This window comes from Isoptericola sp. NPDC056618, from assembly GCF_042792715.1.
GTDB lineage: Bacteria > Actinomycetota > Actinomycetes > Actinomycetales > Cellulomonadaceae > Isoptericola > Isoptericola nanjingensis.
In genome coordinates this window covers 81,888-107,495 of record NZ_JBHTVZ010000015.1, presented here as the reverse complement: position 1 = coordinate 107,495, position 25,608 = coordinate 81,888, and the positions used below count along the sequence as shown (strand labels likewise).

The 25,608-nt window shown below is 74.1% G+C and carries 16 protein-coding genes; 9 read left to right on the top strand and 7 right to left on the bottom strand.

From position 1 onward, the window contains the following. Positions 1-91: 91 nt before the first annotated feature. Positions 92-2,311, bottom strand: coding sequence for a 1,4-alpha-glucan branching protein GlgB (glgB, locus tag ACFQ8T_RS16625; RefSeq protein WP_430547590.1), 2,220 nt, complete (start codon positions 2,309-2,311; stop codon positions 92-94). Positions 2,312-2,421: 110 nt separating this feature from the next. On the opposite strand from glgB, the gene ACFQ8T_RS16620 reads away from it, so the two are divergent. Beyond that, the gene (locus tag ACFQ8T_RS16620; protein WP_430547589.1) at positions 2,422-3,435 is read left to right on the top strand and encodes a LacI family DNA-binding transcriptional regulator; all 1,014 of its coding nucleotides are present in this window, start codon (positions 2,422-2,424) and stop codon (positions 3,433-3,435) included. Here the strand turns inward: ACFQ8T_RS16620 and ACFQ8T_RS16615 are convergent. Further along, positions 3,432-5,564: an alpha-galactosidase gene (locus ACFQ8T_RS16615; protein WP_430547588.1), complete on the bottom strand. Its 2,133-nt coding sequence runs from the start codon at positions 5,562-5,564 to the stop codon at positions 3,432-3,434. The two genes, ACFQ8T_RS16620 and ACFQ8T_RS16615, sit on opposite strands and share 4 nt — an antisense overlap. Next, a complete protein-coding gene (locus tag ACFQ8T_RS16610) occupies positions 5,561-6,841 on the bottom strand; it encodes an ROK family protein (protein WP_430547587.1) in 1,281 nt (426 codons plus the stop codon). Before ACFQ8T_RS16610 ends, ACFQ8T_RS16615 begins: the two co-directional genes overlap by 4 nt. A gap of 129 nt (positions 6,842-6,970) precedes the next feature. Between ACFQ8T_RS16610 and ACFQ8T_RS16605 the strand changes: the two genes are divergently transcribed. From ACFQ8T_RS16605 to ACFQ8T_RS16575, 7 genes are all read left to right on the top strand, one after another. Beyond that, positions 6,971-8,665, top strand: coding sequence for an ABC transporter substrate-binding protein (locus tag ACFQ8T_RS16605; RefSeq protein ID WP_430547586.1), 1,695 nt, complete (start codon positions 6,971-6,973; stop codon positions 8,663-8,665). Between the two features lie 39 nt (positions 8,666-8,704). Further along, positions 8,705-9,694 carry an ABC transporter permease gene (locus ACFQ8T_RS16600; protein ID WP_429766949.1) on the top strand — a complete coding sequence of 330 codons (990 nt, stop codon included), beginning with the start codon at positions 8,705-8,707 and terminating at the stop codon, positions 9,692-9,694. Between the two features lie 14 nt (positions 9,695-9,708). Further along, positions 9,709-10,776: an ABC transporter permease gene (locus ACFQ8T_RS16595; protein WP_430547585.1), complete on the top strand. Its 1,068-nt coding sequence runs from the start codon at positions 9,709-9,711 to the stop codon at positions 10,774-10,776. Next, a complete protein-coding gene (locus ACFQ8T_RS16590) occupies positions 10,773-11,708 on the top strand; it encodes an ABC transporter ATP-binding protein (RefSeq protein ID WP_430547584.1) in 936 nt (311 codons plus the stop codon). Before ACFQ8T_RS16595 ends, ACFQ8T_RS16590 begins: the two co-directional genes overlap by 4 nt. Beyond that, entirely contained in the window at positions 11,705-12,631 is a 927-nt protein-coding gene (locus tag ACFQ8T_RS16585) for an ABC transporter ATP-binding protein (protein ID WP_430547583.1), read from the top strand. The genes ACFQ8T_RS16590 and ACFQ8T_RS16585 overlap by 4 nt, the downstream gene beginning before the upstream one ends. Continuing rightward, positions 12,628-14,667 (top strand): beta-galactosidase, encoded by a 2,040-nt coding sequence (locus ACFQ8T_RS16580; protein ID WP_430547582.1) that lies wholly within the window; start codon positions 12,628-12,630, stop codon positions 14,665-14,667. Before ACFQ8T_RS16585 ends, ACFQ8T_RS16580 begins: the two co-directional genes overlap by 4 nt. A gap of 65 nt (positions 14,668-14,732) precedes the next feature. After that, a complete protein-coding gene (locus ACFQ8T_RS16575) occupies positions 14,733-17,294 on the top strand; it encodes a glycoside hydrolase family 2 protein (RefSeq protein WP_430547581.1) in 2,562 nt (853 codons plus the stop codon). Here ACFQ8T_RS16575 and ACFQ8T_RS16570 read toward each other — a convergent pair. Genes ACFQ8T_RS16570 through ACFQ8T_RS16560 form a run of 3 tightly spaced genes read right to left on the bottom strand, consistent with a single transcriptional unit; the run spans position 17,278 to position 22,564 of the window. Continuing rightward, positions 17,278-18,669, bottom strand: a complete 1,392-nt coding sequence (locus ACFQ8T_RS16570) for an aminoglycoside phosphotransferase (protein WP_430547580.1) — start codon at positions 18,667-18,669, stop codon at positions 17,278-17,280. The two genes, ACFQ8T_RS16575 and ACFQ8T_RS16570, sit on opposite strands and share 17 nt — an antisense overlap. Next, entirely contained in the window at positions 18,666-20,462 is a 1,797-nt protein-coding gene (gene treS, locus ACFQ8T_RS16565; protein WP_430547579.1) for a maltose alpha-D-glucosyltransferase, read from the bottom strand. Before treS ends, ACFQ8T_RS16570 begins: the two co-directional genes overlap by 4 nt. A 38-nt stretch (positions 20,463-20,500) precedes the next feature. After that, positions 20,501-22,564: an alpha-1,4-glucan--maltose-1-phosphate maltosyltransferase gene (locus ACFQ8T_RS16560; protein WP_430547578.1), complete on the bottom strand. Its 2,064-nt coding sequence runs from the start codon at positions 22,562-22,564 to the stop codon at positions 20,501-20,503. 434 nt (positions 22,565-22,998) lie between these two features. On the opposite strand from ACFQ8T_RS16560, the gene ACFQ8T_RS16555 reads away from it, so the two are divergent. Beyond that, positions 22,999-23,763, top strand: coding sequence for a hypothetical protein (locus ACFQ8T_RS16555; RefSeq protein ID WP_430547577.1), 765 nt, complete (start codon positions 22,999-23,001; stop codon positions 23,761-23,763). 74 nt (positions 23,764-23,837) lie between these two features. Here ACFQ8T_RS16555 and ACFQ8T_RS16550 read toward each other — a convergent pair whose 3' ends face one another. Further along, positions 23,838-25,553 (bottom strand): FAD-binding dehydrogenase, encoded by a 1,716-nt coding sequence (locus ACFQ8T_RS16550; RefSeq protein ID WP_430547576.1) that lies wholly within the window; start codon positions 25,551-25,553, stop codon positions 23,838-23,840. Positions 25,554-25,608: the final 55 nt, after the last annotated feature.

Below are 25,608 nucleotides of genomic sequence, written 5' to 3'. Positions count from 1 at the left end.
TGTCCGACCCCCGCGCCCCCACCTGCCTTCGTACCTTGCGCCCCCCCCGCCCGCTTGCTTAAACACCCCCCCACGCTCGATTCGTCGAGGGTCAGTCCGCGCCGGGGCGCAGGACGAGGGCGCCGAGCGGCGGCACCCGCAGCGTGACGGAGTGCCGCCGCCCCTTCCAGGGCACGTCCTGGGCGTGCACGCGCCCGAGGTTGCCGACGCCGGAGCCGCCGTAGACCTCGGCGTCCGTGTTGAGGACCTCGTCCCAGGCGCCGCCGTCGGGCAGCGCGAGGCGGTACCCCTCGTGCGGCACGCCCGCGAAGTTCACGACCACGACGGCGGGGTCGCCGTCGGCGGACCGGCGCACCCACGAGAGCGTGTCGTGGTCGGCGTCGTCGGCGTCGAGCCACTCGAACCCGGCGGTGTCGAAGTCCCGCTCCCAGAGGGCGGGCGTGGCCCGGTAGAGGGCGTTGAGGTCGCGGACCAGGCGCTGCACCCCGGCGTGGCCGGGAGTCTCGAGCAGCCACCAGTCGAGGCCGGAGCCCTCGTCCCACTCGGCGTCCTGCGCGAACTCCTGGCCCATGAACAGCAGCTGCTTGCCGGGGTGCGTCCACTGGTAGGCGAGGAAGGCGCGCACGCCCGCGAGCTGCTTCCACCGGTCGCCCGGCATGCGGCGCAGCAGCGAGCCCTTGCCGTGCACCACCTCGTCGTGGCTGATCGGCAGCACGTACTGCTCCGAGAACGCGTAGACCAGCGAGAACGTCAGCTCGTGGTGGTGGTAGCGCCGGTACATCGGGTCGTGCGCGACGTACCGCAGCCCGTCGTTCATCCAGCCCATGTTCCACTTCAGCCCGAAGCCGAGCCCGTCCGCGTCGGTGGGCCGGGTGACGCCGGGGAAGGCCGTCGACTCCTCGGCGATCATCATCACGCCGGGGGAGCGGCGGTAGGCGGTGGCGTTGGCCTCCTGCAGGAAGGCGATGGCCTCGAGGTTCTCCCGCCCGCCGCGCACGTTCGGCTCCCACTCGCCGGGCTTGCGCGAGTAGTCGAGGTAGAGCATCGACGCGACGGCGTCCACGCGCAGGCCGTCGGCGTGGAACTCCTCGAACCAGTACGTCGCGTTGGCGACGAGGAAGTTCCGCACCTCGCGGCGGCCGAAGTCGAAGACGAGCGTCCCCCAGTCGGGCTGCTCCCCGCGGCGGGGGTCCGGGTGCTCGTACAGCGGGCCGCCGTCGAACCGCGCGAGGGCGAACTCGTCGCGGGGGAAGTGGCCGGGCACCCAGTCGAGGATGACGCCGACGCCGGCCTGGTGCAGGCGGTCCACGAGGTACCGGAAGTCGTCGGGGTGCCCGAACCGCGCGGTCGGCGCGTAGTAGCCGGTCACCTGGTAGCCCCAGGACCCGCCGAACGGGTGCTCCGCCACGGGCAGCAGCTCGACGTGCGTGAAGCCGTGCTCGACGACGTAGGCGGTCAGCTCCTCCGCGAGCTCGCGGTAGCCCAGCCCCGGCCGCCACGAGCCCAGGTGCACCTCGTAGACGCTCACCGGCCCGGCGTGCGGGTCGGACGCCGCGCGGCGCGCCATCCACTCGCCGTCCGCCCACTCGTACGCCGAGTCGACGACGACCGACGCCGTGGCCGGCGGCACCTGCGTGCCCTTGGCGAGCGGGTCGGCCTTGGCCCGCCACACGCGGTCGGCGCCCAGCACCTCGAACTTGTACCGGGTGCCCTCGCCCACGCCGGGCACGAACAGCTCCCACACCCCGCTCGCGCCGAGCGAGCGCATCGGGTGCACCGTGGTCCAGCGGTTGTGGTCGCCCACGAGGCGCACGCCCCGGGCGTTCGGCGCCCAGACGGCGAACGCCGTCCCGTGGACGTCGCCCAGCGCGCTCGGAAAGCGGCGGGGGTTGGCGCCGAGCGCGCGCCACAGCTCCTCGTGGCGGCCCTCGGCGATCAGGTGCAGGTCCACCTCGCCCAGGGTGGGCAGGAAGCGGTACGGGTCGTCGACGGTCTGGACGTCGTCGTCGTAGCGGGTGCGTACCCGGTAGTCCGGGGCGTGGCGCCCGCCGCCGGCGTCCACGCCCGCCGGCACCACCGACTCCCACACGCCCGCCGCCACGTGCCGCCCCGGGTGCTCGCCGTCCGTGGTCACGACCGTCACCTCGTCGGCCAACGGCCGCAGCACCCGCACGACGGCCCAGGCCCGGTCGCCCGGCGAGCCGTCGTCGTCCAGCAGGTGCGGCCCGAGCACGGCGTGCGGGTCGTGCAGCGTGCCCTGGGCCAGGGCGGTCAGCACCTCGGGGTCGACGGGCGGTGGCGACGGCGTCATGCGCCCACGATTCCACGGACGTATGTCGGGCGCGTTCCGACGCGCGGCCCGACCCCGGGCGCGGGCAGCGGCCCGGCGAGGCATACCATCCTGCTCGGGAAGGAGAGCGGATGGCTCGGATCACGATCGCGGACATCGCCCGGCGGGCCGGTGTGTCCACGGGGGCGGTGTCCTACGCCCTCAACGACCGCCCGGGCGTCTCCGACGAGACCAGGGCGCGGATCCTCGGGGTCGCGGCGGAGCTCGGGTGGGTGCCGAGCCAGGCGGCCCGGGCCCTGTCCGGCGCGCGGGTGGAGACGATCGGCCTGGTGCTCGCCCGCGCCCCGGAGACCCTGGGCTTCGAGTCGTTCTACATGCAGTTCATCGCGGGCATCGAGCAGGTGCTCACGGAGCGCTCGTACGGGCTGCTGCTGCAGGTCGTGCCCGACATGGACGCCGAGACCCAGGCGCACCGGCGCTGGCACGCCGCCCGCCGCGTCGACGGCGTGATCGTGGTCGACCCCCGCAAGGACGACCCCCGGATCGCGGCGCTGTCGGAGCGCGACGCCCTGCCCGCCGTCGTCGTGGGCGACCCCGAGTTCGCGGGGAACCTGCCCGCCGTGTACACCGACGACGCCACGGCCCTGCGCGAGTGCGTGCGCTACCTCGCCGGGCTGGGGCACCGCAGGATCGGCCGCGTGTCCGGCACGGAGGGCTTCGGGCACACGACCATCCGTGACCTGGCGTTCGACGACGAGGCGACGCGCGCGGGCGTGGTCGCCCGGGTGGCGCGGGCGGACTTCACGCCGGACTCCGGTGCGGCCGCCACCCGCTCCCTGCTGGAGACGGACGACCCCGTGACGGCCGTGATCTACGACAACGACGTCATGGCGTTCGCCGGCCTCGGGGTCGCGCACGGGCTCGGGGCCCGCGTGCCCGAGGACGTCTCGCTGGTGGCCTGGGACGACTCGCCGCTGTGCCAGGCGGCGTACCCCCGGCTCACCGCGCTCAGCCACGACGTGACGAGCTACGGGGCGCACGTGGCTCGGCGGCTGTTCGAGCGGATGGCCGGGGCCGAGGCGCGGGCGTACCGCGACTCGACCCCGACCCTCACGGTGCGGGGGAGCACCGGACCGCCGGCCTAGGCCGGAGCGAGGTGCAGCACGAGCGCCTGGACGGGCCACAGCGTCGGCAGCTGCAGCCCGACCTCGGCGAGCACCCGGCCGGACAGGGTGACCGGTCCGTCGCCGAGCCAGCCCGGCGTGACCCAGCCCCAGCGTGACTCCCCGATCTCGTCCCGCAGCCGCACCGTGTACCGCCGCTCCGGGTCGAGACCGTCGATCCGCAGCCGTTCCGCGAGCGCCTCCTCGGGCGACGCGACGGTCGCGACGGTGACGACGGCCTCCGACCGGTCCTGGGCGACCACGGTGCGCACCCGGAGGGCGGGGTCGGCGGTGTCGGGGTGCCGCACGGTGCCCGAGTGGAGGAGGCCGCGCAGCTCCTTGTAGAGCGCCGCGAACGCGGTGATCCGGGCGGTCTCCTCCGGGGTGCAGCCGAGGATGTCCCACTCGAACCCGGCCGAGCCCTGCAGCGACGTGGCGATCCGGTACGACAGGTCGGTGGCCCGCCCGGAGGAGTGCGCGGGCGAGGGTCCGACGTGCGCGCCGACCAGCTCGGGGGGCAGCACCAGCTCGGTCCAGCGCTGGACGTCCTGCCGCTCCACCGGGTCGTTGGAGTCGGAGGCCCAGACCCTGTCGGTGCGGGCGAGGATGCCGAGGTCGGTGCGCGCCCCGCCCGAGGAGCACGACTCGATCTCCAGCGCGGGGTGGTCCTCCCGGAGCCGGTCCAGGAGCCGGTAGGCGGCCAGCGTCTGGGCGTGCGTGCCGGGCGCGCCGTCGTGGACGGGCTCGACCAGGTCCCGGTTGTGGTCCCACTTGACGAAGTCGATGCGGAGGTCCGTCACGAGCGCGGACATCTGCCCTCGGACGTGCTCCCACGCGTCGGGGTTCGCCAGGTCGAGCACGTACTGGGTGCGGAACGACAGGCCGTCGGGCGACGGCACGGAGGCGGGGTTGGCCAGGATCCAGTCGGGATGCCGGCGCGCGAGGTCCGAGTCGAGGTTGACCATCTCCGGCTCGAACCACAGGCCGAGCTGCATCCCCAGGCCGTGCACCAGCCCGGCGAGCGGCTCGAGGCCGTCGGGCCACACGCCTCGGTCGACCACCCAGTCGCCGAGACCCTTGGTGTCGTCCCGGCGCGCGGGGAACCAGCCGTCGTCGAGGACGAAGCGCTCGACCCCCACCTCCGCCGCCCGCCGGGCGAGCGCGAAGAGGCGCTCGGGGTCGTGGTCGAAGTAGACCGCCTCCCAGGTGTTGAGCACGAGCGGCCGGGGCGAGCGCGGGTGCTCGGGGCGCGCGCGCAGCCAGGTGTGGAACCGTGCCGCGACGCCGTCGAGGCCGCCGTCCGACCAGGCGAAGTACGCCGTCGGCGCGCGGTACGACTCGCCGGGCGTCAGGACGAGCTCGCCGGGCCGGAGGAGCTCTCCCGCGCCGAGCAGCGAGACGTGCTCGGTGACCCGGTCGACGCGGTGGCGCACGTCGGCGCTCCAGCCCAGGTGAGCGGCCCACACCCGGCCCTCCCCGGCGCGGGGCGCGCCCTCGGAGGCGAGGGTCACCCACGGGCCGTCGTGGCCGCCGCGGCCCCGGCGGGACTCGCGCACGGTGGTCCCCCGTGGCATCGGGGTCGTGAGCGGGGACTTCTCGCGCGTCCACCGGCCGCCGAACGTGGTGAGGTGGTCGGCCGTCTTCGGCACGGGCAGGGTCGCCTCGAGCCAGGCGACCTCGAGACGGTCGGCGCCGTCGTTGACGAGCTCGTGGTCGAGCACGACCAGGCCGCCGGGGCCGACCTCCACGCGGGTGCGCAGGGTGAGGCCGCCGGTCGCGTCGACGGCGGTGATGATCGCGCTCGCCTCGTCCGGGCGGTCCACGGAGGACTCCCAACGGGGGTACACGGGGCCGCCGGCACGCGTGACGAGGAGGCCGGGGCGGCCGGACCAGCCGTCGGACTCCTGCGGCAGGAGCGGCAGGCGCCAGGCGGCGTCGAGGGTGCCGGGCGGCGTCTGGCGGCTGGTCGCCCGGAGGAGGGCGTGGGCGGCGTCGTCGTCGAGCGGACCGAGGTCCGCTCCCCAGTGCACGACGGCGGGCAGGCCGTGCGTCGGCAGGTGGAGGACGAGGGCGGTCCCGTCGCGGTGCAGGACGTGGTGGTCGGTGGTCACAGGGCTCCGATCGTGGCGGGCTGGTCGGGTTCGGGCTCGGGGCTGAGGTCGGTCGACGGTCGGGGTCGGGCACGCCCCAGGGGCAGTCCCGTGTCGGGCGCGCCGCGCAGCACCGTGAGGGCGCCGCCGACGGCGGCGGCCGTGGCGACCTGGCCGGAGAGCGCCACCCGGGGCGGGCTGAGGGTGCGGCTGAGGGCGTGCTCGGACAGCGCGGCGCCGACGACGCGGCGGTACAGGGGGCCGGCCGTCGCGAACGCCGGGCCGGCGAGCAGCACGGTGTCCACGTCGAAGAGGTTGACGAGGACGGTGGCCGCCTGGCCGACCCGGCGGGCGGACCGGGTGAGCAGGTCGGTGGCGGCGGCGTCGCCGTCGCGCGCGGCGCGGGCCACGCGCTCGAAGTCGGCGAGCGTGTCCTCGGCGGGTCCCCGCACGCCCCAGCGCTCGGCGACGTCGCCGCGGGCCAGGGCCTGGGCGACGACGGCCGCCGGGCCGGCCACCGCCTGCGTGCACCCGCGGTTGCCGCAGACGCAGGCGGAGCGCGCGTCCGGGAGCGGGACGTGGCCGATCTCGACCGCGTTGGAGGCGCGCCCGCGGTAGGCGACGCCGTCCACGACGACGGCCCCGCCGATCCCCGAGGCCATGTAGACGAGCCCGAACGTCTCGGTGTCGAGCTCCCGCGTCCACAGCTCGCCCACGGCCGCCGCGGTCGCGTCGTTCTCCAGCAGCACGGGCAGGCCCAGCCCGGCGGCGAGCCGCGCCGTCAGGGGGAACCTCTCCCACGCGGGCGTGGGCTGCGCGGTGAGGAGCATGCCCCGCTCCCGGTCCTGCGGGCCGTGGGTCACGAGGCCCACGCCGAGCACACGGTCGCGGGGGACGCCGGCGCTCGCGAGCAGGTCGCCCACGTGGTCGACGAGCGTCCCCACGGTCCGGGCGGGCGAGCGCCGTCCGGAGCCCCGCAGCCCGGCGCTCGCGACCGTCGCACCGGCGAAGTCGACGACCACCGCCGTCGCGGTCGTCAGGTCGACCTGGATGCCCACGGCGTACCCGGCGTCCGCCGTGACGCTCAGCAGGCGGCGCGGCTGGCCGCGGCCGCGCTGCTGGACCCCGGTCTCGTGCACCAGACCGAGGTCCAGGAGCCCCCGGACGACGTGCGTGACGGTCGGGGAGGTGAGGCCGGAGAGCCGGGCCAGCTCCACCCGGCTGATCGACCCGCGGGTCCGCACGAGATCGAGCAGACGGCGCGACGAGACGACCTGCGCGACGCCGTCCAGCAGCATCTATCGCCTCCTTGCGTGAGTGACCTACGGCACTTGACCGCTTAAGTTAACCATGGCAAGAATACCCACGAGCGCCGACGACGGCGCCGCTGGAGCCGGCTCTGGTGCCGGCACGAGAAAGGACCGCAGATGTTCCTCAGGACAGGAATCCGTCGGCGCGGCGCGGTGCTCGCCGGTGTCGCGGCCCTCGGTCTCGCCCTCGCGGCGTGCTCCGGGGGCGGCTCGGCCGGCAGCTCGGGCGGCTCGGGCGGGGGCGCGGACAGCACGCTCGTCGCGTACACCGGCCAGGCCGGCGACTACCAGATCAACTTCAACCCGTTCTCGCCCTCGAAGATCGGCGGCCTCGGGACCATCTACGAGCCCCTGTTCTTCTACAACAAGGCCGAGGTGCGGGACCCGGTGCCGCTGCTGGGCACCGAGCAGGCGTGGAACGACGACGGCACGGAGCTGTCCGTCACGCTGCGCGAGGGCGTCACCTGGAGCGACGGCGAGCCCTTCACCGCGAAGGACGTGGAGTTCACCTTCACCCTCCTCAAGGACAACCCCTCGATCAACAGCGGCGGCTTCGACGGGACCGCGAAGGCCGTCGACGACACCCACGTGACGTTCACGTTCGAGCAGCCCGCGTTCGTCAAGGGGCCGGACGTCATGAACACGCCGATCGTGCCCGAGCACCTGTGGAAGGACATCAACCCCGTCGAGGACGTCATCGAGAACCCCGTGGGCACGGGGGCCTACCTGCTCGACAGCTTCAAGCCGCAGGCGTTCACGTACAAGGCGAACCCCGACTACTGGGGCGGTGAGCCTGCCGTCACGAACATCCGCTTCCTGTCGCTGTCGGGCAACCAGGCCGGCGCCGACGCGATCGCGGCCGGCACGGTCGACTGGCAGACCGGCCCCATCCCGGACATCCAGAACACCCACCAGAACTTCCCGAGCTACGACGCGTACACGCAGTGGCAGAACCAGATGGTGCTGTCCACCTGCTCGAGCGCGGAGATGGGGTGCACGGGCCCGCAGACGGACCCCGCCGTCCGCAAGGCGCTGTACTACGCGATGGACCGCACCCAGCTCAACAAGCTGGCGTTCATGGAGACCGCGAACGAGATGTCCCCGGTCTTCACGCTGACCCCCAGCCAGGACGAGTTCGTCTCGGACGCGGTGACCGAGAAGACCGCCCCGATGACGGCCGACCCCGACAAGGCGGCGCAGCTGCTCGAGGACGCCGGCTGGGCGAAGGGCTCGGACGGCATCTACGCCAAGGACGGCGAGAAGCTCACGCTCACGGTCGAGGTCGTCACCGGGTGGACGGACTACATCACCGCCCTGGACACGATGGCCTCCCAGGCGAAGGCGGCCGGCATCGACCTCCAGACCGCGCAGTCGTCGTGGAACGAGTGGACGGAGAAGAAGGGGTCGGGCAAGTTCGAGCTCGCGATCGACTCCCTGTGGCAGGGGCCCGCTCCCGACCCGTTCTACCTCTACAACTACTTCTTCGACTCGGGCTCCGGCGCGAAGGTCGGCAAGTCCGCGGGGAACAACTACTCGCGGTACTCCAACCCCGAGGTCGACAAGGCGCTCGACGAGCTGGCGAAGCTCCCGCTCGACGACGCGGCGGCGCGCCAGCCGTACTTCGACACCATCCAGGAGCAGATCCTCGAGGACATGCCGTACGTGCCGATCCTCACCGGCGGCACGACGAGCGTGTGGAACACGGCGAAGTTCAGCGGCTGGCCGTCCGACGACGACCTGTACGCCTTCCCGGCCGTGTGGTCCGCGATGGACGCCGCCGAGATCTTCAAGAAGATCCAGCCGGCCGGCTGACATGACCCGAGACGTCGTCCCCGAGGAAAGCACCCTGCCGTGAACTACTTCCTGCGCAAGATGGGCTTCTACGTCGTGGCGCTGTGGGCCGCGCTGACGTTGAACTTCGCGATCCCCCGGCTCCTCCCGGGCAACCCGGTCGACATCCTGCTCGCCAAGCTGCAGCAGCGCGGCGGGACGGTGACGCCCGAGACCCGGGAGGCGTACGCCCTCCTCCTCGGGGGCGACGACTCCCAACCGTTGTGGAACCAGTACGTCGACTACCTGAACAACCTCGTCCACGGTGACCTGGGCGTGTCGGTCAGCTATTACCCGGCGCAGGTGACGGACGTCATCGCGCAGTCGCTCCCGTGGACGGTGGTCCTGGTGGGCATCGCCACCGTGATGGCCGCCGTCCTGGGCGTGACGCTCGGAGCGTTCGTCGGGTGGAAGCCCGGCACCTGGCTGGACTCGCTGATCCCGGCGACCACCCTCCTGGCGGCGGTGCCGTACTTCTGGCTGGCGCTGATCCTGGCGTACGTCCTGGCCCGCGTGCTCGGCTGGTTCCCGCTGCAGGGCGGCTACGACGTCGTCCTCGACCCCGGCTGGAACGCGGAGTTCATCCTCTCCGCGATCCACTACGGCGCACTGCCGGCGCTGACGATCGTGCTCGCCTCCGTCGGGGGCTGGCTGCTCGGGATGCGCAACATGATGGTCTCCACGCTGTCCGAGGACTACGTGCTCACCGCCGAGGCCAAGGGGCTGTCCCCGCGCACGGTGCTGCGCTCCTACGCCTCGCGCAACGCCGTGCTGCCGTCGGTCGCCGGGTTCGCGATCTCGCTCGGGTTCGTCGTCTCGGGGTCGGTGATCACCGAGCAGGTGTTCTCGTACCCCGGCATCGGCGGACGCCTGCTCGGGGCCGTGACCAACAACGACTACGCGCTCATGCAGGGGCTGTTCCTCGTCATCACGCTCGCCGTGCTCGGCGCGAACCTCGTGGTCGACCTGCTGTACGGCCTGATCGACCCGCGCACCCGAGCCCGGTCCTGAGAGGAGGCACCGTCATGACGAACCTGAGTCCTGCGAACGAACCGTCCCTCGTGGACGAGGCCGAGGCCGCGGAGGTGGCGCGCGACCGCGCCGGCGGCGCGCCGCGCTCCGGCTGGCGCATGCTCCTGCCCACGATGACGCCCTGGTTGGCCGTCGGCCTGGTGCTGGTCGGCGTCATCACGCTCTTCGGCACCTTCGGCCCGTACCTGGTCGGCGACCCGCGGCAGATCCGCGACATCGGGCTGACCCCGCCGTCGGCCGACTTCCTGCTCGGCACCACGCAGACCGGCCAGGACGTGCTCGCCCAGCTGGCGTACGCGACCCGCGGCTCGCTGCAGATCGGCCTGCTGGTCGGCGTGCTGGCCACCGCCCTGTCCGCGTTCTTCGGCATCTACGGCGCCTACCGCGGCGGCTTCGCCGACGAGGCTTTCTCGCTGCTCTCGAACGTCTTCCTGGTGATCCCCGGGCTGCCGCTCGTGATCGTCATCTCCGGCTTCGTGCCGCGCGAGAGCCGTGGCCTGTGGACCATCGCCGTCGTGCTGGCGGTGACGAGCTGGGCCGCGTCGGCGCGGGTGCTGAGGGCCCAGACCCTGTCCGTGCGCAACCGTGACTACGTGGCGGCGTCGAAGGTCTCGGGCGAGAAGCCGTGGCGCGTCATCGTCGTCGAGATCCTGCCGAACCTCCTGCCGGTGATCGCGTCGCAGTTCGTCTTCGCGGTCATCGCGGCGATCCTCGGCGAGGCCGGCCTGTCGTTCATCGGCCTCGGGGCGTCGAACTCCGCGACGCTCGGCACGATGCTCTTCTACGCGCAGAACGGCTTCGCCCTCTCCCTCGGCGCCTGGTGGTGGTTCGTGCCGCCGGGCCTGGTGATCGCGCTGTTCGGCATGGGCCTGTCGCTCATCAACTTCTCGATCGACGAGATCATCAACCCCAAGCTCAAGAACCTGCGCCAGCACCGCAGGCGGGCCCGCAAGGCCGCCCGCCTCGAGCGCGAGCTGGCCCGCGCGCACCGCCGGTCGCGCCCGCAGGAGCCGGACGCGGTCCGCGAGGCGGACGGCGCGAAGGAGGTGTCCGCGCGATGACGACGACCCTGGTGCACGACGAAGGGACCGCCGCCCGCGGCGGCCGGACGGAACCGGTCCTCACGGTCTCGGACCTCACGGTGGTCTACGAGGTGGAGCAGCCGGTCACGGCGGTGAAGGGCGCGAGCCTCACGCTGCACCGCGGGGAGATCCTCGGCCTCGCCGGCGAGTCCGGCTGCGGCAAGACGACGCTCGCCTACGCGGTCAACCGGCTGCACCGGCCCCCGGCGCGGATCGCGTCCGGGAGCATCACCTTCCACGACCGCGACGGTGCGGACGTCGACGTGCTCGCCCTGGAGGACTCCGCGCTGCGCGCGTTCCGCTGGGACAAGCTGTCGATGGTGTTCCAGGGCGCGATGAACGCCCTCAACCCGGTGACCACCGTGCGGGCACAGCTGCGGGACACGCTGCTGGCCCACCGGCCGGGCACGCCGCGGGCCGAGGTGCGCCGCCGGTCGGAGGAGGTGCTGACCCGCGTCGGCGTGGACCCGCGGCGCCTCGGGTCGTACGCGCACGAGCTGTCCGGCGGCATGCGCCAGCGCGTCATGATCGCGATGGCGATGCTGCTGGAGCCCCAGATCATGATCATGGACGAGCCGACGACGGCGCTCGACGTCGTCGTGCAGCGCGACATCCTGCGCGAGATCGTACGGCTGCGCGACGAGCTCGACTTCGCGGTCGTGTTCATCACCCACGACCTGCCCCTGCTGCTCGAGATCAGCGACCGGATCGCGGTCATGCTGGCGGGCGAGATCGTCGAGCTCGACACCGCCCAGCGGCTGTACCGCGAGGCGCGCCACCCGTACACCCGCAAGCTCCTCGGCTCGTTCCCGAGCCTGTCGGGGGAGCGGGGCGGCTTCATCCGCAGCGGCGTCGACGACTTCGCCGACGCCGGCACACCCGTGCAGAACGCTCAGGAGGACCGAGCATGACCCGCGTCCACGTGTCCGACCTGGTCAAGGACTACTCGATCCGCACGGGGCTGCGCCGGTCGCGGCTGCGCGCCGTCGACCACGTGAGCCTCGACCTGGTCCCCGGGCGCACCGTGGCCCTGGTGGGGGAGTCGGGCTCCGGCAAGTCGACGATCGCGAAGATCCTCACGCGCATGGAGAAGCCGACGTCGGGGACGGTCGACGTGCGCCTCGACGACGACACCCCGGTCCAGGGGTCGCTGTACCGGCGCCAGGTGCAGATGGTCTTCCAGGACCCGTTCGCGTCGCTCAACCCGTTCCACTCGATCGAGCACCACGTCGCCCGTCCGCTGCGGATCCACCAGCGCACCCGCACGGCGCAGGAGACGCACGAGCGGGTGGTCGAGATGCTCGAGCGGGTCAACCTCACGCCCGCCGAGGACATCGCCCCGCGCCGGCCCCACGAGCTGTCCGGCGGCCAGCGGCAGCGCGTCGCCATCGCCCGTGCCCTCGCCCCGGGCGCCCAGGTGCTCATCGCCGACGAGCCCGTGTCGATGCTCGACGTGTCGATCCGGCTCGGCGTCCTCAACCTGCTCGGCCGCCTGCAGCGCGAGGACCGCCTCGCCGTCCTCTACATCACGCACGACCTGGCGACCGCCCGGCACTTCTCCGACGAGATCGTCGTGCTGTACCGGGGGCGGGTCGTGGAGCGAGGACCGGCCGACGCGGTGATCCTCGACCCGCACCACGACTACACCAAGCTCCTCGCGACGGCGGCACCGGACCCCGAGCGCGTCGACCGCGTGACCCTCACCCAGGAGGGCACGGACCGCGGCGCCATCGACAACAGCGTCTGCTACGACCACTTCGCGGGCGAGTGGCAGGAGGCCGGCGTGCCCGCGGCGCAGGCGCAGGGCGGGGCGGCCGCCCGGAGCACGTCGTGACGGCGGCGCCCACCACGACCGCGACGCGCTGGCCGACCGACGGCCTGTCCTACGGCGGCGACTACAACCCCGAGCAGTGGCCGCGGGAGGTGTGGGACGAGGACGTGCGCCTCATGCGCGAGGCGGGCGTCAACCTCGTGACCCTCGGCGTCTTCGCCTGGGGGACCGTGGAGACCTCCGACGGCGTGCGGGACTGGTCGTGGCTGGACGACGCGATCGAGCTGCTGCACGCCCACGGGATCGCCGTGGACCGGGCCACCCCCACCGCGGCGCCGCCGAGCTGGCTCCTCACCGCGCACCCCGGCATCGCGCCGGTGCTCGCCGACGGGTACCGGGAGCCCGCCGGGGGACGCAACGCGTGGTGCCCGGAGTCGACCGTCTACCGCCGGTACGCGCTGCGCCACGTCGAGGCCCTCGCCCGCCGCTACGGGAACCACCCCGCCGTGCGCCTGTGGCACGTGGGGAACGAGCTCGGCGGCGGCAACGCCCGCTGCTACTGCGACGACTCCGCGGCGGGGTTCCGCCGGTGGCTGCAGGCTCGGCACGGCACCCTCGAGGCCGTGAACGCGGCGTGGGGCGCGGCGCAGTGGGGCCACCGGTACGGGGAGTGGGACGAGATCATGCCGCCGCGCGGCCGGCACGGCGCCCCCAACCCCGGGCTCTACCTCGACTACGAGCGCTACTCGTCCGACGCGCTGCTGGCGCACTACCTGGCGGAGAAGGAGGTCCTCGAGCGGCACTCCGCCGCGCCCGTCACGACCAACCTCATGGTCGGCGCCGGGGCCCAGGTGGTCGACTACGCGTCGTGGGCGCCGCACACGGCCGTCGTCGCCAACGACCACTACACGCTGGTCGGCGACCTTCCGGCGGGCGACCGCGAGCACGACCTCGCCTTCGCCGCCGACCGGGTGCGCGGGATGTCCCCGGGGCGTCCGTGGCTGCTGATGGAGAGCTCGACCGGCGCCCCGAGCTGGCAGCGCCGCAACCGCGCCAAGGACCCCGGGGAGATCGTGCGGCACTCGCTCGGTCACGTCGCCCGGGGGTCGGACGGCGCGATGTTCTTCCAGTGGCGCGCCTCGCGCGCCGGCGCCGAGCAGTTCCACTCGGCGATGCTCCCGCACAGCGGCACCCGGTCGCGGGTGTGGCAGGAGGTCGTCGAGCTGGGCGGCCACCTGCGCTCGCTGGCGGAGGTCGCCGGGACGGCCGTCGAGCCCGCCCGGGCCGCGATGGTGGTCGACGACCCCGCCGGGTGGGCCCTCCAGCACGGCCTGATGCCGCACCGCGAGCTGTCGTACGGGCGGGAGCTGCGGGCCTGGCACCGGGCCCTGTGGGACCGGCAGGTGGTGTGCGACGTCGTGCCGCCCGGCGCGCCGCTCGACGGCTACGACCTGGTCGTCGTGCCGACGCTCCTGGTCGTCGACGACGACGCGGCCGCGCGGCTCGCCGCCGTCCCCGCGCGGGGCGGCACACTGCTCGTGACCTACCTGTCCGGCGTCTGCGACGACGACGGCCAGGTCCGCACCGGCGGCTTCCCGGGCGCGTTCGCCGACGTGCTCGGCGCCTGGAGCGACGAGCTCTACCCCCTCCAGGAGGGGCAGGCCGTCCGGCTGGACGACGGCGGCGAGGCGACCGAGTGGACCGAGCGCGTCCACCTCGACGGGGCGGAGGCCGTGGTCCGGTACGCCTCGAGCTCGCTCGCGGGCGGGCCGGCCGCGACCCGGCGCGAGATCGGCGACGGCGCCGCCTGGTACGTCTCGGCGGCGCTCGGCGCCGACGGCGTGGGGCGGCTCGTCGACCGGCTCGTCGACGACAGCGAGTTGCCGCGCGTCCTCGACGCGGCGCCCGGGCTCGAGGCGGTGCGCCGCCGCGGCGACGACCGCTCCTACCTCTTCCTCCTCAACCACACCGGCGACGAGCAGAAGGTCGCCGCCGCCGGGCACGACCTGCTGTCCGGGGCGGAGGTCGGGCCCCTGACCACCGTGCCTGCCGGCGGCGCGCGCGTCCTGCGCGAGCCGCGCCGTCCGGCGTCCGGCTGAGCCACCTGCGACCCTGACCGGGTCGGCACCCAGCGAACTCCCTGCGAACCACGAAGGACTCCGCCATGACGCACCTCCCCACGACCTTCCGCGCCCTGCACCAGGGGTGGAGCCTGACCGCCGCGGAGCTCGCGGCCGACGCGCCCGACGGCGTGGCGCCGGCGCTCGCGGACGGGATCCCCGCCGTGGTGCCCGGCGAGGCGCACCTCGACCTCCACCGCGAAGGGCTGGTCGACGAGCCGTTCGACGGCGACAACGAGGCGGCGCAGCAGTGGATCGGCGACACGGCGTGGCGGTACGCGACGACGTTCGCGTGGCGGCCGGGCGACGCCGCGCGGCACGACCTCGTCGCCCTCGGCCTCGACACCGTGGCGACGGTGGAGCTCAACGGGGTGGAGCTCGGGCGGACCGAGAACATGTTCCGGTCCTTCCGCTGGGACGCCCGTGACGCGCTGCGCGAGGGCGACAACTCCCTCGTCGTCACGTTCGCCGCGCCCGTGCCCGAGGCGCTGGCCCGCGCCGAGCGCGACGGGGTGCTGCCGTCGACCAACCACCACGAGTACAACCAGCTGCGGAAGATGGCCTGCTCGTTCGGCTGGGACTGGGGGATCGACGTCGCCGGCGCCGGCATCTGGAAGCCGATCGGCCTCGACTCGTGGTCCGGGGTGCGCATCGCCGCGGTGCGACCGCTGGTCGACGTCGTGGCGGGGGCCGACGGCGCGCACGACGGCGTCCTGGTCGCGCACGTCGAGATCGAGCGCGACGGGGTGGCGGCGGACGGCGAGGTCCCGCTGCGCGTGGCCCTCACCGGGCCGGACGGCGGGGAGCTCGTGGCCACGGGCAGCGTGCCCGCGGGGCGGGCGGAGGGCACGGTGACCGTCGAGGTGCCCGGCGTGCGGCGCTGGTGGCCGGTCGGCCACGGGGACCAGCCGCTGTACGACGTCGAGGTCGCGGCCGGCGACGCCCGCTGGGCGGGGCGCGTCGGGTTCCGGACGGTGGAGCTGGACACGACCGCGGACGAGGCCGGAGCGCCGTTCCTCCTCAAGGTCAACGGCGAGACGGTGCTCGTCCGCGGGGCGAACTGGATCCCCGACCACGCGTTCCTCACGGAGATCGACCGCGACCGGTACGCGCGCCGGGTCGACGACGCCCTCGAGGCGAACATCAACCTGCTGCGGGTGTGGGGCGGCGGCATCTACGAGTCCGACGACCTGTACGACCTCGCCGACGAGAGCGGCCTGCTCGTGTGGCAGGACTTCCCGTTCGCCTGCGCCGCGTACAGCGAGGACGAGCCGATGCGCGCCGAGGTGGAGGCCGAGGCCCGCGAGAACGTCACGCGGCTCAGTCCGCACCCGTCGCTCGTCATCTGGAACGGCAACAACGAGAACACGTGGGGCTCGGTCGACTGGGGCTGGGCCGGCCGGCTCGGCGGCCGTCCGTGGGGCGACCTGTACTACCGCGAGCTGCTGCCCGGCGTGCTCGCCGAGCTGGACCCCACGCGCCCGTACTCGCCGGCGAGCCCGTACTCGTTCGGCGACTACCGTCACCCGAACGACGAGCGCTACGGCACCATGCACGTCTGGGACGTGTGGAACCGGGAGGACTACTCCGTCTACGCCCGCTACCGGCCGCGGTTCCTGTCGGAGTTCGGCTTCCAGGGTCCGCCCGCCTGGTCGACGCTCACGCGCGTGGTCCACGACGAGCCGCTCGACCCGTTCGGCCACCAGATGCTCGTGCACCAGAAGGCGCACCTGGGCAACGCCAAGCTCGAGCGCGGCTGGCAGGGGCACCTGCCCGACCCGGCGACGATCGAGGACTGGCACTGGACCACGCAACTCAACCAGGCGCACGCCGTGCGCTTCGGCATCGAGCACGTGCGGTCCCTGACCCCGCACAACACCGGCGCCATCGTGTGGCAGCTCAACGACAACTGGCCCGTGGTGTCGTGGGCGGCGGTCGACCACGACGAGCACCGCAAGCCGCTGTGGCACGCCCTGCGCGCCGCGTACGCGCCGCGGCTGGCCACCTTCCAGCCGCGCGCGTCCGAGGCGGCCCGGGCCGCCGCGTGGGAGGGGCTGGAGCCGGCGCCCGACACCGTCGCGCTCGTCGTCGTCAACGACACCGGCGAGCGTCTGGCCGGGACCTGGACGGTCACGCGCGAGGCGCTGGACGGGTCGGTCCTGGCCAAGGCGACCGTGGAGGTCGACGCGCCCGCCCGCGGCGCGGCGACGGTCACCGTGCCCGCCGAGGTCGCCACGTTCGACGACGCGGCCGCCGAGGTGCTCGTGGCGACGGCCGACGACCCCGAGTCCGGCGTGGCGGCGGCCCTGCGGCACGGGGCCGAGGTCGTGGACCAGCGGCTCGACCCGAGCCCGCTGCGGATCGAGGCGTCGCCCGTCCCCGGGGGCTGCGAGCTGCGGCTGACCGCGACCTCGCTCGCCCGTGACGTCTTCTGCCCGGTCGACGTGGTGGACCCGGCGGCGCGCGTCGACGCCGGGCTCGTCACGCTGCGTGCGGGCCAGAGCGTGACGCTCCGGGTCACCTCGCAAGGGGGCGACCCGGAGGCGTTCGCCGCCGCGGTGCGCTGCGCGAACGACCTGCTCGGCGGGGTCAGCGCGGCCGGGTGAGCACGCGGTCGACGGCCGACAGGGGGATGTGCACCCAGGTCGGCCGTTGCCGCGTCTCGTAGACCACCTCGTAGAGCGCCTTGTCCAGCACGAGGGCGGCGAGGACGGCGTCGGCGGTGGGCGGGTCGAGCTCGGGCGGACGTCGGGTGGTCAGCCCGCTCACGGCCGCGGACGTGTCGGCCGACTGACGGTAGCGGGCGAGGAAGGCGTGCACGGACTCCGCCTCCCACCACGGGTCGGGCGCGCCGCCGACGGCGGCCGCGTACGCGAACGAGCGGACCATGCCCGCGACGTCGCGCAGCGGGAGGTCGGGGGCCGTGCGCTCGGCGGCGGGCCGTTGCGGCTCGCCCTCGAAGTCGAGGAGCTTCCACCCGGTCTCGCCGTGCAGCGCCTGACCGAGGTGCAGGTCGCCGTGCACGGTCTGCAGGCGCAGCCGCGGCAGCCGGCCCTGGAGGTCGTCGAGCAGCGCGTCGATCGCGGGGGCCCGGGCCGCCAGGCCGGGCGCCTCGGACACGGCGAGCGCCGCCCGGTCGCGCAGGCCTCCGACGAACGTCGCCGGGTCGAGCAGCGGCCCGGGCGGCATGGCCTGGCGCAGCACCGAGTGCAGCTCCGCCACGACGCGCCCGAGGTCGGCCGCGAGGTGTGCGAACGACTCGCCGCGGCCGGCGTGCTCGCACGCCAGCTCGAACCCGTCGCGGGCCCGCGGCACCAGCTCGCTGAGGACGGCCAGGGCGGTGGTCGTGCCGGGCGCGGTGGCCACCTGGAGGGCGCCGAGGAAGCGCGGCACGCCGTCCCAGCCGGCGCGGGTCAGGGCACGGGGGACGACGACGTCGGGGTGCGGCCCGGGGGTCACGGTGCGCAGGATCTTGAGCATCCCGCCGGTGCCGTCCGGCGACGGCACGCCCGGCAGCACGACGCTCGTGTTCGACTGCTCGCCCGCCACGACCTGGCCGCCCGCGACGAGCGCCTCGCCCGGCACGCCGTCGCCGACGCCGGCCGCCCGCAGCAGGGCGAGCCAGCAGGCGGGGTGGGCGCCGCCGTCGTGCACGGCGACGTCGCCCGCGGCGGTGCGGACCTCGGCGACGAACCCGGGGCCGCGCGCGGCGGGGTCCGTGAGCACGAGCGGCACCTGCGCGACCACCTCGCCGCCCGGCACGCCCGCGCCGCGCAGGCGCACGAGGAGGACGACGACGTCGGCGCCGTCGGGGCCGCCGCCCGGGCCGTCGTCGAACGTCACCGCGAGCCACGGTTCGACGTGCACCGTGGCGGCGCTCGCGCCGCCCGCGGGGAACCACCGCCGGCCGGGCAGCCAGGCGGCGAGCAGCTCCCCGACGCTCGGGTCGGGGACGCCCGCGGCCGGCCGCACCGCGGTCATGCCGGCTCGCCTCCGGTCGATGGCGCGGAGGTGTCGCCCTCGCCGCGCCCCGGCGGGGTCAGGAGCAGCCAGTAGAAGTCGCGCGACCCCCAGGTCATGGTCACGGTGCCGTCCGCGCCGACGTCGGGGAAGCGGGCGCCGCCGAACAGGTCGGTGAGCGACCAGCCGGCGCGGCCGGGCACGCGCACGACGGACGACCGCGCCGTCGCGGACAGGTTCGCCGCCACGAGCAGCGTCTCGTCCGCCGAGGTGCGGGTGAACGCGAGCACGGCGTCGTCGTCGGCCTCCAGGGGCGCGAACGCCCCGGTACCGAACGCCGGGTGCAGCCGTCGCACGGCGAGCATGCCGTGCACCCAGTGCAGCAGCGAGGAGGGCTGCGCGAGCTGGGCCTCGACGTTGACGTGCTGGTAGTGGTGCACCAGCGACTGCACGAGCGGCAGGTAGAGCTTGCCGGGGTCGGCGGTGGAGAAGCCGGAGTTGCGGTCGGGCGTCCACTGCATGGGCGTGCGCACCGCGTCCCGGTCGGGCAGCCAGATGTTGTCGCCCATGCCGATCTCGTCGCCGTAGTACAGGCACGGGCTGCCCGGCAGGCTGAGCAGCAGCGCGTGGGCGAGCTCCACCTCCTTGCGCGAGTTGTCGAGCAGCGGCGCCAGGCGGCGGCGGATGCCGATGTTGGCGCGCATGCGCGGGTCGGGCGCGAACCACCCGTACATCGCCGCGCGCTCCTCGGTGGAGACCATCTCGAGGGTGAGCTCGTCGTGGTTGCGCAGGAACGTCGACCACTGCCCGCCCGGCGCGGGGATGTCCGGCGTGTCGGCGAGGATGTCGAGCAGGGGCCGGGCGCGCTGGTCGCGCATCGCGTAGTAGACGCGCGGCATCACGGGGAAGTGGAAGCACATGTGGCACTCGGGCTCGTCCGCCGTGCCGAAGTAGTCCACCACGTCCTGCGGCCACTGGTTCGCCTCGGCCAGCATGATCCGGCCCGGGAACTCGTCGTCGATCATGCGGCGCACCCGGCGGAGGAACGCGTGCGTCTCCGGCAGGTTCTCGCAGTTGGTGCCCTCGGCCTCGAACAGGTACGGCACCGCGTCGAGGCGGAAGCCGTCGACGCCGACCCCCAGCCAGAACCGCGCGACGTCGAGCATGGCGTCCACCACGCGGGGGTTCTCGAAGTTGAGGTCCGGCTGGTGGTGGAAGAACCGGTGCCAGAAGTACTGCCGCCGCACCGGGTCGAACGTCCAGTTCGACGTCTCGGTGTCCACGAAGATGATGCGCGCGTCCTCGTAGCGCGTGTCGTCGTCCGACCACACGTAGAAGTCGCCGTACGGGCCCTCCGGGTCCGACCGCGACGCCTGGAACCACGGGTGCTGGTCGCTGGTGTGGTTCATCACGAGGTCCACCACCACGCGGATACCGCGCGCGTGCGCCGCCTCGATGAGCTCGGTGAAGTCCCCGATCGTGCCGTACTGGCTCGCGATCGACGTGTAGTCGGCGATGTCGTACCCGCCGTCCCGCAGCGGCGACGGGTAGAACGGCGGCAGCCACAGGCAGTCCACGCCCAGCCACTGCAGGTAGTCCAGCCGTTCGGTCACGCCCCGCAGGTCGCCCGTGCCCGCGCCGCCGGTGTCCGAGAAGGCCCGCACGATGACCTCGTAGAACACGGCCGTGCGGTACCACTCCGGGTCCTCGGACAGGCCGGGCTTGTCCAGGGGCGGCGGTGCGGGCTGCGGCCGCGTGGGCAGCGCCTGCACCGGCACCTGGCGCGTGACGGGCCGCGGCACCTGGGGCGTCATCGGGGCCCTCTCATGCGGGCCTGCTCATGTCGGCCTCGTCATGCCAGGCCGATCGTCAGGACGTGCGCCACCTGCTCGCGGGGGTCGAGGCGGACGTACGGGTGGGCACCCCACGGGTAGGTGGCGCCCGACAGCTCGTCGTGGGCGACGAAGAACGGCTGGTCCTCGACCCCGTCCGGTCGCGTGAGGCCGAGCGCCTCCAGGTCGAGGAACAGCGTGGACTCCTGCGTGGCCCACGGGTCCAGGTTGACCACGACCAGCACGACGTCGTCCTGCGTGGCGCCCGGCCGGCCCGCGGCGGGCAGGTGCTCGGCCCGCACCCGCCGCGAGAACGCGACGACCTGGTCGTTCGTCGTCGGGTGCACCGTGAGGTCGCGCAGCTGCTGCAGCGTCGGGTGGGCGCGCCGGATCTCGTTGAGGCGTCGCAGCAGCGTGGAGACGCCGACGACGTCGGCCTGCGACCAGTCGCGCGGCTTGTACTCGTACTTCTCGTTGTCGATCTGCTCCTCGACACCCGGGCGCGGCACGTTCTCCACGAGCTCGTACCCGGAGTAGACGCCCCACGTGGGGCTGCCGAGGGCCGCCAGCACGGCGCGGACGGCGAAGCCCGCCACCCCGCCGTGCTGCAGGTACGGGGGCAGGATGTCGTGCGTCGTGGGCCAGAAGCTCGGACGCAGCACCGAGCCCTGGGGTCCGGAGACCTCCTGCAGGTACTCCTCGACCTCCTCCTTGGTGTTGCGCCAGGTGAAGTACGTGTACGACTGGTGGAAGCCGATCCGCGCCAGCGTCTGCATCATCGCGGGCCGCGTGAACGCCTCCGACAGGAAGATCACCTCGGGGTGCGCGGCGTGCACCCGCGCGAGCAGCCACTCCCAGAAGTCCAGCGGCTTGGTGTGCGGGTTGTCGACGCGGAACGCCGTCACCCCGCGGTCGATCCACAGCTCGACGATCCGCAGGATCTCCGCCGAGAGGCCCTGGGGGTCGCGGTCGAAGTTCAGCGGGTAGATGTCCTGGTACTTCTTCGGCGGGTTCTCGGCGTACGCGATGGTGCCGTCCGCGCGCACCGAGAACCACTCCGGGTGCTCGGTGACCCACGGGTGGTCGGGGGAGCACTGCAGCGCCAGGTCCAGCGCCACCTCCAGGCCCTCCGCGCGGGCCGCCGCGACGAAGTCCCGGAAGTCCTGCTCCGTGCCCAGGTCGGGGTGGATGGCGTCGTGCCCGCCGTCCGGCGAGCCGATCGCGTACGGGCTGCCGGGGTCGCCCGGCTGCGGGTCCAGGGTGTTGTTGCGGCCCTTGCGGAACGTCGTGCCGATGGGGTGCACGGGCGTGAGGTAGACGACGTCGAACCCCATCCCCGCGATCGCGGGCAGTCGCTTCGCCGCCGTGGCGAACGTGCCCGAGCGCCAGCTGCCGTCCTTGCGGCGCGTCGCGCCCTCCGAGCGGGGGAACAGCTCGTACCAGCTCGCGGCCAGCGCCAGCGGGCGGCTCACGCGCAGCGGGTAGGCGGCGCTCGCGGTCACCAGGTCGCGCAGCGGTGCTCGACGGAGCGCGTCCTTGACGGCCGCCGTCATCGCCATCGCGAGCCGGGCCTCGGGCGGGCGGGTCGTGTCGGCCAGCTCGCGGGCCGCGGCCTCCAGCACGGCGGCGTCGTCGGCGGAGCGGGTCGCCTGCAGCTCCGGCGCGACGATGCGCTCGAACAGCAGCCGCCCCTCCGCGAGCACCAGGTCGACGTCCTGCCCGGCGTCGAACTTGATCACCGCGTCGTGGGACCACGTGCCGTACGGGTCGGACCACGCCTCGACGCGGAACGACCAGTCACCCTCCGCGTCGGGCTGCAGGAAGCCGCGGAACCGGTCCAGCCCGGGCGCGACGTCGGCCATGGGCGCGGTGGAGTGCACCGTGCCGTCCGGCGCGAGCAGGACGGCGGTGGCCCCGACGGCGTCGTGCCCCTCCCGGAACACCGTGGCCTCGACGGGCACCACCTCGCCGCCCGCCGCCTTCGCCGGCCAGCGCCCTCCCTCGACGACGGGGGAGAGCTGCAGGACGGGGATCCGTCCGATGGGCGCGTGCGGCGTGGGCTGCGGAGACGTCACGGCCTCCACGCTAGCCAGCCGCGGTCGTGGGCGCTCGCGGGCCCACCGTCGGGGCGTCGCCTCGCGAGGTCGAGCCTCCGGTCCTCCGGTCGAGCGCCCAGCCCTCGACCGGAGGGGCGGACGCTCGACCTCGCGGCGGAACCGAACGGCTGTCCACAGGGCGGCCGGGGCGGCTCGGGGTTGTCTGCCACGCTGCCGCCATGGCAGACGACACCCGCAGGCCGCTGGCCGAGCGCCCTCGCGACCGTCGCGACGGACGTCGCCCCGGCGACACGGCCGTCCCGGTTCCGCGCCGTCTGCCGGAGGTGATCCGGTCAGGTCCGTGGCGGCGGTCGGCGATCGAGAGGCAGGTGCGGCGCGGTGATCTGGATCGGGTGCGGCGTGGCGTCTACCTCCCCGCGGGGGCGGACGACGACGGCCCTGCGCTGCGACGTGAACGTCGCGTGCTCTCGCTGGCCGCCGCCGTGGCCGCTGTGCTGGAGACCGACTTCGTGTTCAGCAACGAGACCGCGGCGCTCGTGCACGGCCTGAACGTCTACGGGCTCACCGAAGCGGTGCACGTTTGCCAGGGCTCCAAGCCCGCGGGGCGCCAGGCGCCGGACCCGTACCTGCGCCGGCACCCGATCGCAGTGCCCGACCGGGACCGGGCGGTCGTGAGCGGTCGTCCTGTCACCACGGTCGAACGCACGATGGTGGACTGCGCCCGGTGGCTGCCGGGGCCGCGCGCCCTTGTCGTCGCCGACTCGGCGCTCCGGGCGGGCGCGGACCTCGAGATCGTCGCGAGGCTGCTCGACGAGGCCGCCGGCAAGCCGGGCGTACAGCAGGCGCGCCGGATCGTCGAGGTCTCCGACGTCCGAGCGGAGTCGGCAGGGGAGTCCCTGGTGCGGTGGTTCGTGCTCGAGGCGGGCCTGGGCGCCGTCGAGCTCGCGATCGAGTCGCCGACCCGGCGGGGGAGGTACTGGGTCGACCTGGGATGGCCGGCGCTCAAGGTCGGGGTCGAGTTCGACGGGCTGGTGAAGTACTCCGGCGGGAGGTTCGGGGACCCGCGCGAGCGTCTCCTAGCGGAGAAGCGCCGCCACGACGCGCTGACGGAGGCCGGGTGGATCCTCGTCCACGTCACGTGGGACGACCTGCGGGACCCGGCCGCCCTCGTCGCCAGGATCCGTGCGGCGCTCGCCACCGGGCACCGCCGTCGAGCAACGAGGTAGAGCCGCCGGGGCTGAGGTCGAGCGCGCGGGGCTCGACCGCACGACGGGAGGCGCGACCTCGCGGGCGGTGCGGGTCAGGCGTCCGCGGCGAGCGCCCGGCCGGTGGTGCGGCCGGTGTGCAGGCACCCGCCGAGGAAGGTGCCCTCCAGGGCGCGGTGGCCGTGCACGCCGCCGCCGCCGAACCCGGCGGCCTCGCCCACGGCCCACAGGCCGTCCAGCACGGACCCGTCGGCCTGCAGCACGCGGCCGGACGGGTCGCACCACAGGCCGCCGAGGGTCTTGCGCGTCAGCACGGACAGCCGGACGGCGAGCAGCGGGCCGTCCTTCGGCGTCGTCAGGGGCCGCGGCTTGGCGACCCGGATGAGCTTGTCCACGCGGTAGTCGCGGGCGGCGCGCGTCGCGACCACCTGCGGGTCCTTGCCCAGGCCGGAGGCGACCTGGGAGTCGCGGGCCGCGACGACGGCGGCGAGCGCCCCCGCGTCCACGTGCCCCTTCGAGCCGGGGGTGGCCTCGACCAGCGCGTTCATCTTGGCGGCGAGCTCGTCGGTGGTGTCGGCCCAGAGGAACTCGGGCGACTCGGCGGCGAACTTCGCGACCGGCCCGACCGCGCGCGGCAGCACCCGTTGCGCGAGGAGCTTGACGTCCTTGCCGGTGAGGTCGGGGTTCTGCTCCGAGCCGGACAGGGCGAACTCCGACTCCATGATCGCCTTGTTGAGCACGAACCAGGAGTGGTCGTCGCCGCGCCGCGTCACGTGCTGCAGCGCGCCGAGCGCGTCGAAGCCGGGGAACAGCGGGGCGGGCAGGCGGCCGCCGTCGGCGTCGAGCCACAGCGACGACGGGCCGGGGAGGATGCGGATGCCGTGGTTCGTCCAGACGGGGGAGTGGTTGGCGATGCCCTCCGGGTAGTGCCACATCCGGTCCTCGTGCACCAGCGCCGCGCCGGCGTCGGCCGCGATGCCGAGCATGAGCCCGTCGGTCGAGTCCGGGACGCCGGACAGCATCCGCTCGGGCAGCGTCCCGGCCTCGGGGTCCCAGTGCGCGCGGGCCAGGTCGTGGTTGGCGCCGATGCCGCCGGTCGCGACGACGACGGCCCCCGCCGTGATCTCCTCGGCGCCCACCACGTCGCGGTTCGACGGCGTGCCCCGGCCGCCGAACGGCAGCCCGGTGAGCGGTTGGTCGGCGAGCACGTCGGCGCGCACCCCGGTGACCCGCCCGTCGGTGGTGACGAGCCCCGTGACCCGGCGGCGGAACCGCAGGTCGAGCAGGCCGGCGTCGCGGGCGGCGAGCGCCGCCTCCACGAAGGGTCGGACGATCCCGGGGCCGGTGCCCCAGGTGACGTGGAAGCGGGGCACGGAGTTGCCGTGCTCGGTCCGCCCGTCGTCGTGCCCCACCGTGTACCCGCCGCGCTCGGCCCACTGCACCAGCGGGAACCAGCGCACGCCCTTGGCGTGCAGCCAGGACCGCAGGTCGCCGGCCGCGAACTCCACGAAGCGGTGGGCCCAGGCGTACCCGTGCCGGTCGGGGCCCTCGCCGCGGTCGGCGCCGGGGGCGAACTGCGCGGAGCCCAGCCAGTCGGACCAGGCCAGGTCGGCGGAGTCGTGCACGCCCATCGCGCGCTGCTCGGGCGAGCCCACGAGGAACAGCCCGCCGAACGACCACCAGGCCTGGCCGCCGAACGACGCCTCCGGCTCCTGGTCGAGCAGCACCACCCGGCGGCCGGCGGCCGTGAGCTCCGTGGCCGTGACCAGTCCCGACAGGCCCCCACCGATGACGACGACGTCAGCATCCATGCGCGCAGTCTGGCAGAGGAGCGGCCCGGGGAGAACGGTCGGCTGGAGGCGGGCG